The following is a 7,733-nucleotide window of genomic DNA, read 5'->3' on the forward strand; positions in this document are numbered from 1 at the left end:
TTGGGGGAGGTGCAGGTGGGGGTGATTGGTATTGCATGCAAGGTTTTGATCTTATCCCGAGCTCACGTTATTTTATGGATTTATATCACAATTCAGCCAGTCTGCAATTTGAGCGCTGGCCTGTGCTTTTTGCGGGCTTGCTTTCGTCTGCCGGTCAATGCGCTGCCACAAACGGCACAGAACCGGCTGCATCGTCGGTGAAATATCTGCGGCCAGGCGGGTATGCTCCAGCGCGTCCTGCCAGCGTCCAACCTGAGCGTAGGCTTCAATAAAGGGCATCCGCTCGGCCGGGTCGTTCGGGTAGTCCTTCAACGAGAAGGCTTCATCACCCAGTGCAGCAGCCTGCTGCCAGTTGCCCTGCTGGCGGGCAAGGTCGGCTTTCTGGTAATAATAGCACCAGCCGTGGGCTGGCTCATTTCCGTATATAAAGGCTGGCGGCTGAGCGGGCTGCTCCGGCTGCGTCACAATCCAGCGGCTGGAAGAAAGATTGGCAGCTGCCTCTCGAATCAGGGCCGGCAGGAAGAGATTATCCCGTTCCACTTCGCCATCCACCACCCGCAGGCAGCCCGGCGGCTGAAAGTAAAGCACCACGACCCGATCGGTGCTGCCGGAAAAGGTGGCTGCCAGATAATCAATGTGCACCGGTTTTCCGGGGGACAGGTCACTTAGGGTGGGAGAACCCAGCCGCACGGCCGGGTAGAGCAGGTGATAGGCCATTTGCAGCGAAGGTTCCTGCGGCGCGTAAATCCAGTTCAACGGCGCGGTCAGCGAGTTATCGCTGTAATAACGCAGCGGCAGGTCGTTGGTCATCAAAATTGTGCCTTTTTCCAGTCCCGGCGCCCGCCAGACCAGCTGCCAGAAAAAGTTTTTTTGCAGCTCCCAGTCGCGGCGGTAATCATTGGCGGTCATGAAGTCGCGCCCACCGCTGAAACCGATCAGCAGCGCGGCCAGAGCCAGTCTGACAAAGGCTTTCAGCGGCAGGCTTTCCACCACCGCTGCAGCCAGCAGCGCCACGCCGGGCAGAAACGCCAGCGTAAAACGGTCATTCGGAAATTCCAGACGCACCGGCAGGCCGGTCACATAAAACGGCACACCCGCGAGCAGAAGCCAGAAAGCGGCAATCACCAGCATTTGGAAAACAGCCCGCTGGCGGCTGGAAAATGTGGCTCCGGTGCGTTGCGGCTGCAGGATCAGCACGGTCAGCGAAGCGCAGCCAGCCAGCACAACCCCGTAGAGAAGACTGCTCAACCGTCCCAGCCCGGTGAAAGACGGCAGCCGGAAAGCATCCATCCAGCCCAGCACCGCCGCCGTGCGGATTTGCACGGCAGCCGAGCCAATTTGGGCCAGCAACGTGCCCCAAAAATCCCTTTGAAGGTTTTGGAACAGCAGCGGTGCGTAATTGTTAGTCTGATAGGGAAAGAAAAAGGCGCGCCAGACCGCTGCTCCGGCAAACAACACCATAAAAGGCGCAGAGTGGAGCAGGACACGGCTGAGTCGAAAATTCTCCCTCTCCCCTTTCTGCCGCAAGGCAGCCGCATAAAACAACGGTCTGGCCAGCTCCAGCAGGAAAAAGTATTCCAGCGTCAGTAGATTGATGAGCGATGTAAAAAACGCCGCCGCGAACCAACCCCAACCGCCCCGCCCGGCCTGCAAGGCCCGCACGCCGGCATACAGGGAAAAGAAAAATAAGGTCATCACCCAGAAAAAGTGACCGTACACCCGCCCAATGGCCTGTTGACCAAAAGCCGGATAAACCGCCAGCGCCAGCCCGGCCAGCGCTGCCGTGCGGGGTTGATCCTGCCAGACCTGCCGCAGCAGCAGCCAGAAGATCAGCGCGCTCAGCCAGCGCCAGAACAGGCCGAACAACTGCCACACCCACGGCAGATTTCCCAACCCGGCCGAAAATTGATACAACAACCCCCAAATTGGGCGGTTGGTGGAAAAGTAACGCGCTAAACCGGCCGTGCCGTAGGTTTCGGCAATCCAGGTGATGGGAAAGTCATCCCAGTAATAGCCCTGCCGCAGGAACAGCAAGCCATGCGCCAGCAATACAACCAGCAGCAACAAAAAGGGATAAGTCCGATCGTTTGAAAAGCGCTCAAGCCTGCTCATGGGGTGAGGCCGATTCCTCCGATGAACTCAGGATGCGGCGCACGAAATAAATGGGACGGCGCTTGACTTCCTGAAAGATAAAGCCGACATACACGCCAATGATGCCGAGGGTAATCATCAACACCCCGCCCACCACCAGCAGCACGAACATGAGTGAACTCCAGCCGGGCGCCAGGGTATCCTGCCGGTTGGTGACCCAAAAACTCAACACGTAGATGACCTCGATCAGCGCCAGCAGCAAGAATACACCGCCCAAAGAGATGCCAATGAACAACGGCGCCAGCGAAAACGAAAAGAGAGCATCGGCAGCCAGTTTGAGCATTTTTCGCAGGGAGTACTTGGAATGCCCCGCAATGCGTTGGGCGGGGGAATACGGCAAAATGACCGTCTGAAAGCCCATCCACGCCACCATGCCGCGCAGAAAGCGCTGATATTCGCGCATCTGACACAACGCATCGGCGGCTTTGCGGCTGAGCAGGCGAAAATCTCCACTGCCGGGTAGAATGCGGGTGTTGCTCAACCGGTTAAGCCAGCGGTAAAAGGCATCCGAAGTCCAGCGCTTGAACCAGCCGGCCTGCTGCCCCTCCACCCGTTGGGTCAGCACCACTTCATAGCCGTTCAGCGCCAGCTGCATCATCTGGGGGATCATTTCGGGAGGATGTTCCCCATCCCCATCCAGGCTGATGACAAAATCGCCGCGGCTGTGATCCAGCCCGGCGGTCAGGGCGGCCTGATGTCCGAAGTTACGGCTCAGCTCGATGACGGTTACCCGCCGGTCATCAGCGGCGATCTCGGTCAGCCGCTCAGCAGTGGCATCTTTCGAACCATCGTTGACATACAGGATCGTAAAGGAATACGGCAGTGGGTCAATAACTGCCCGCAAACGCCGATGAAAAGCCGCAATCGCCTCTTCTTCGTTGTAAACGGGAATGACCAGATCAACCTTTGGGGAATTTTCCACATCCGTGTGAGAAGAAAGGCTCATGATTACCTGCCTTGATCCAGATAGACCGGAATGCCGTAATAATCGCCGATACACAGAGTCAGCCAATTTTGTGGGTTTGGATGAAGATCCAGACCAAAATTATACCGGTAAGGCGCTACCCATACCTGTGTTTCGCCTGCTTGAATCGCCTGCTGAATCAACCGTTCGCGGGCGTCCCATTCGGCCGCGTGCAGGCGCATTTGAGCGTTCATGGCGGTCAATTGCTGCAACGACATCCAGCCAACCGCAATAACCAGTATCGCTGTCATCAACGCGGCACCGAAATTTGGAGAAATCCCCCGCGCCTTGAGAGACGCGCCCGCCCAAATTCCCAAACCAAAGCAACCCGTCACCAGCACCACCTGAGGGACAAACAGCGAACGTTCCGGAAAATAACCGCCCAGGAAAGCCGAAGGGACGAACATCATCACCGTCGCCAGCAAGGGGAAAAGGATTAAGATGATTTTTTCCCACATCCGCAGCGGAATTGAAAGTGAACTCCAACGGGAGTTGACAAACCAGCCACAGCCCATACCCATCAGAAAAACCAGTAGAAGAACCAGCAATGGGAATCCAATACCATTTTCCATACCGCCCAACAAGAGGGAGAAATTCTTGACCATCATTGTGCCGGTAGAATTCAGTACCTCGTTAGCATCTGTGGAAACCCCAATCGTATTGACACGAGTATAGTTACCGGGAGAGAAAACCACCAGCCCAAAACCGAGCACCACCCCTCCAAGGCCGGATAGGGCTGCCGGCAGCCTGCGAGGGGATTTGTCCTGTTGGCTCCTACGCCATTCCAGCCAGGAAAGCACGAAAAAGAGAGACCCTCCTGAAATTGCAATGGTTTCATGGAAGCCCGCGCTCAAGAAGCATAACAAGAACATCAGTCCCAAACCCGCAAATCTGTACGGCTTGCCTGCGATGCGCAGCCACACCCCCAATCCCAGCATCAGAAAGGACAAACCGCCGGTAACAATCAAGGCATGCAAAGTCCAAAAGACAGCCTGAAACTTGTCCGATGAGATGATAAACGCTAAAAATACCGTCATTATGCTGATGATGATGCGATTTATCGGCCTGAAAGTCGGAAAAATTACCTTCAGGACAAACAAAAAGCTGCCGCCCAACCCCACCAGCAAGATTACCGGCCCGAGCGGAACGCTGGCACTTCCTGCCTCAAGCAAGGTAAAATTGAACACATGACTCATGAATCGGCCATTGATGGTCTGATAAAAATTCTGGACTGCCCCCCACCAGCCGTAGTCCCGCAGCACATTCAGATAGCAATAATCATCGGCGTACAGGCGGTTGTTTGCAGCAATCGAAAAAGTTAATATCCAGCCTGCCAGAACCACGATCCCGATGAGCAACGGCAGAAGGCGGGTGAATATCCAGTCCGGCGTCTGCAGTGAGAAGATTGCGCCGTTTGCAGACAGAATGTTAACCAAAACAAACCCAATGCTGAATGCCGCATTCAACCATAACAATGCCAGAACGATTCCCCGCTGAGTTTCTGTCCCCACCGGGATTTGAAACGTTCTGGAAAATTGTGGTTTCCCTTCAAGGCGATATTCCCAGGCCTGCCGCTGATTGTTCACCCGCATCAGCCAGCTGCCCTGCCCCTGCACCGATAGGGTGAAGGACCCCCATCCCCGTCCCTGCCAGCGAAAACCAATCGCTTGATCGGAATCCTCCCGCCAGTGCACCCCCTCTGAGGTGATTTCTACCTCTCCCTGCCACTCGACATTTTGATAGGAAACGTCGTTAATGCCATTATTCAGCCAGATAACCTCAACGGAATGGGCTGTTGATTCCAGCGGTACAAACTCCACTTCGATCCGTTCGGGCAGGGTGAATAAAGCCATGGAAGGATGAGGATAACCAAAATACAGCAGTACCGTGATCAGCAATGCAGCAAAAAACAACCCCAAACGCTCTCTGAAATTCCATTTCTCCACCGGAGGACGATTGAAGAAATGTCTTGCCAGCAGGATTGCCAGCAGACCTGCCAGCAAGCTGACTCCCATTGCAATCCGGCTGACCGCCGCGCGCGGCTGGAAGATGAACCAGTACAGGCTCAACGAAACGCTCAGCCAGCCAATCATATACCCAATAATGCGGAGGGGAGATAAAGCACCAGGCCAATCTTTGATGATTTTTATCATTCTGCTCCTCTGATGGAAAACACATCAAAATCATCATTCTCAAACAGCAGTATGAGGTGATTCGAGTTTTGACGGGCAAACGCCGCCAAATCGGAGTAATCCGGCTTCCACACCACCAGATAATCCGCCTGAAAGGCTGCCAGATCTTCAATCAACCTCTGCGGCTGCCGGGCATCCCAGTAGGGAGCAAATGCCGTCCGTCCGGTCATTAACGCTAAGGCGCGCGGCTTGAAAAAGGCAATGACATCGGTTGGCCGGGTTTCTTTACGAATATACTCGAACATTTGTTCACTTTCGGGCAGCCCAATTCCGTTTTCAAATTCTTTCAGCGGGAGGCGTTGGTAATCTTTCAGATACCCTTCCAAAATACCCGCTACCAGCAGCGCCAGAACCAGCCAGACCGCAGCCAGCCCTATGGGTTTGAACGCGCCACGTCCGGCATGATTGACCTTTAACCGCAACCAGCGCCAGCCTTCCAGTACAGAATACACCAGCAAAAAGAAAACCGGCAAATAAAATCGAAAACCCTGCGGGTGAGGCCAGATCAGAATCATCCCCACTGTCCCCACCAGGTAAAATTCGGCTGCACCGATGTGACGCAGGCGCGAAGCCAGACCCAAAATCAGCAATCCCAATCCCATCACGGCGATCAGACTGACTCCGCCAACCAGCAGACGGCTGCTGCGCCAGATTTGCAGGGAAAATGTGGCCATATCACTAAAATTGCGCTGAAGTACCGTCCAATCCCAACCCCGCGCCTGCTCCAGATAATCGCCTGTGCCGGGCAGCAGCAGGTTGAGCAGGATAACACCTGCCAGCGGCACGGCCAGAACCGGCAAAAAGGTCCTTGCCCGCCAGCGTTGATAAAGAACGGCATCCAGCAAGATGGCGATCAGCAAAATCACCCCAACAGTGCGCGCCGCAATGGATGCCAGCAGGCACAGCCCAAGCAGCCAGCCGACTTTCATCCCATTATCTGAATTCCAGATCTCCCACAGCACAAGCGCCAGCAAACCCAGCAGCACAAACGGCATATCCGAAAGAATCTGGTCCTTGTAATTCCAGTACCACGGATGCAGGCCGGCCAGCAGCAAAGCCAGCGCACGCAGAGGGGCGGTAATTTTCCTACTTTTCAGCCATTCATTAAAAACAACCAGCCCCAGCAGCGTAAAAAGGGAAACCAGCACTTTGAAAGCCGTCAGATTCAAGCCAAAGACAGCATACACCGGCGCCAAAAGCAGCGGGAAGAGCGGCGGGTAGGCGCTCGGCCCAAGCACCACCGCCGGGTTGTGCAGAATGCCAATCGCCGTGTACGGCTGCCCCAGAGTCAGGTTGCGCGCATGAGCAATGTACTGGGCAAAATCGTCCCCCCATGGGTGACCGCTGCGCAGCGTTAGCAGGTAAAACAGACCAACACTCACAAGAGATACAAAGGGGAGATATTGAATCAACTTTTCTAACAAGGCTGGGTAACGCTGGTAAATCCTCTCCACCTCATTCAGAAACACCTGACTCAGCCATGCCAGACTGAGCGAGCCAACCATCATCACCAGCAGGTAACAAACGGCATAAAATCCAAACGATAGATAAGGCAGGTGAATTCCTTTTTCGATTGACCCGCCTTCCATCAGAATCTCCCTCGGCCGGTCTCCCACCTGCGCAATCAGGCGGAGAGGCACCTCGCTTCGTACAGTCACCAGTAATTCGTCCCAGATTCGTCCGCGCCAGCGGATTTGCACAGGCTGACCCTGCCGGGCATTCAGAGAGACTCCCTCTGACGTGATCCGGGCGGTTGGCGGCAATTCCAGATCGCTGAAGGACAGGTCACCCAAACCATTGTTCAACCAGACCAGTTGAAAATCGGCTTCTTCTGAATTGAGCGGTTCAAAATTCAGGCGCACTTCAACCGGAGCGACCAGCGAATGCAAAGTGGGCGCCGGGGTGATCAGAAACAGGACTGCGGTAAGGATGATCCCCATCCACCAACTCTTTGTTGAGATTCCCCGCCAGCCGGCTACGGTGATACCCCGCTCTTTCAAAAACCACAACAACAACGCGAATACCAGAGCAACAACAACACTAAACGCCAATCTTCGAAGGCTGAAAACGGAGCGGGGTTGGAAGATCAAAAAATACAAATTTACCAGCAGGCTGAGCCACAACAATCCAAAACGGCCGGCTTGATCAAAAGGTTTTCCCAAATGCCTCATCCATCCTCCCACAGCGGTGAAAGACGCAGCAAAGCGGTTACAACCGCCAGACTCATCCCGCCGAGCAGAATAATCACCATTTTGACCAGTCCGTAATACCACCAGCTGCCCACCGGCAGGGTTATTGTTCTTTCCGCCATTCGTCCTTCGTCAAAAGTCAGCCTTTCTTCTCTGCCCTGCATCACAATGACCGCCTGCACGGGCTGGTCGGTTGTAAAAACCAGCCTCATATTGCGCCATGCCCGGCCGCTCCAG

At 54.9% G+C, this 7,733-nt stretch carries 5 protein-coding genes; all 5 read right to left on the bottom strand.

The window, feature by feature from the left end; translation table 11 throughout:
- Window positions 1–72 precede the first annotated feature (72 nt).
- A complete protein-coding gene (locus VAE48_RS01700) occupies window positions 73–2,112 on the bottom strand; it encodes a hypothetical protein (protein ID WP_322791578.1) in 2,040 nt (679 codons plus the stop codon).
- Entirely contained in the window at window positions 2,099–3,097 is a 999-nt protein-coding gene (locus VAE48_RS01705) for a glycosyltransferase family 2 protein (protein ID WP_322791579.1), read from the bottom strand. The genes VAE48_RS01700 and VAE48_RS01705 overlap by 14 nt, the downstream gene beginning before the upstream one ends.
- A gap of 2 nt (window positions 3,098–3,099) precedes the next feature.
- The gene (locus VAE48_RS01710; protein WP_322791580.1) at window positions 3,100–5,268 is read right to left on the bottom strand and encodes a DUF6056 family protein; all 2,169 of its coding nucleotides are present in this window, start codon (window positions 5,266–5,268) and stop codon (window positions 3,100–3,102) included.
- Window positions 5,265–7,478 (bottom strand): hypothetical protein, encoded by a 2,214-nt coding sequence (locus VAE48_RS01715; protein ID WP_322791581.1) that lies wholly within the window; start codon window positions 7,476–7,478, stop codon window positions 5,265–5,267. The genes VAE48_RS01710 and VAE48_RS01715 overlap by 4 nt, the downstream gene beginning before the upstream one ends.
- The coding region (locus VAE48_RS01720) for a hypothetical protein (protein ID WP_322791582.1) at window positions 7,475–7,733 on the bottom strand (259 nt) is incomplete at its 5' end. The genes VAE48_RS01720 and VAE48_RS01715, both read right to left, overlap by 4 nt.

The sequence above is a fragment of the Bellilinea sp. genome (genome assembly GCF_034432615.1).
Lineage (GTDB): Bacteria > Chloroflexota > Anaerolineae > Anaerolineales > Anaerolineaceae > Bellilinea.

Excerpts from the sequence above, each read along its gene's own strand:
- VAE48_RS01715 (WP_322791581.1), bottom strand. The coding sequence starts at position 7,478 with ATGAGGCATTTGGGAAAACCTTTTGATCAAGCCGGCCGTTTTGGATTG.
- VAE48_RS01700 (WP_322791578.1), bottom strand. The coding sequence starts at position 2,112 with ATGAGCAGGCTTGAGCGCTTTTCAAACGATCGGACTTATCCCTTTTTG.
- VAE48_RS01710 (WP_322791580.1), bottom strand. The coding sequence starts at position 5,268 with ATGATAAAAATCATCAAAGATTGGCCTGGTGCTTTATCTCCCCTCCGC.
- VAE48_RS01705 (WP_322791579.1), bottom strand. The coding sequence starts at position 3,097 with ATGAGCCTTTCTTCTCACACGGATGTGGAAAATTCCCCAAAGGTTGAT.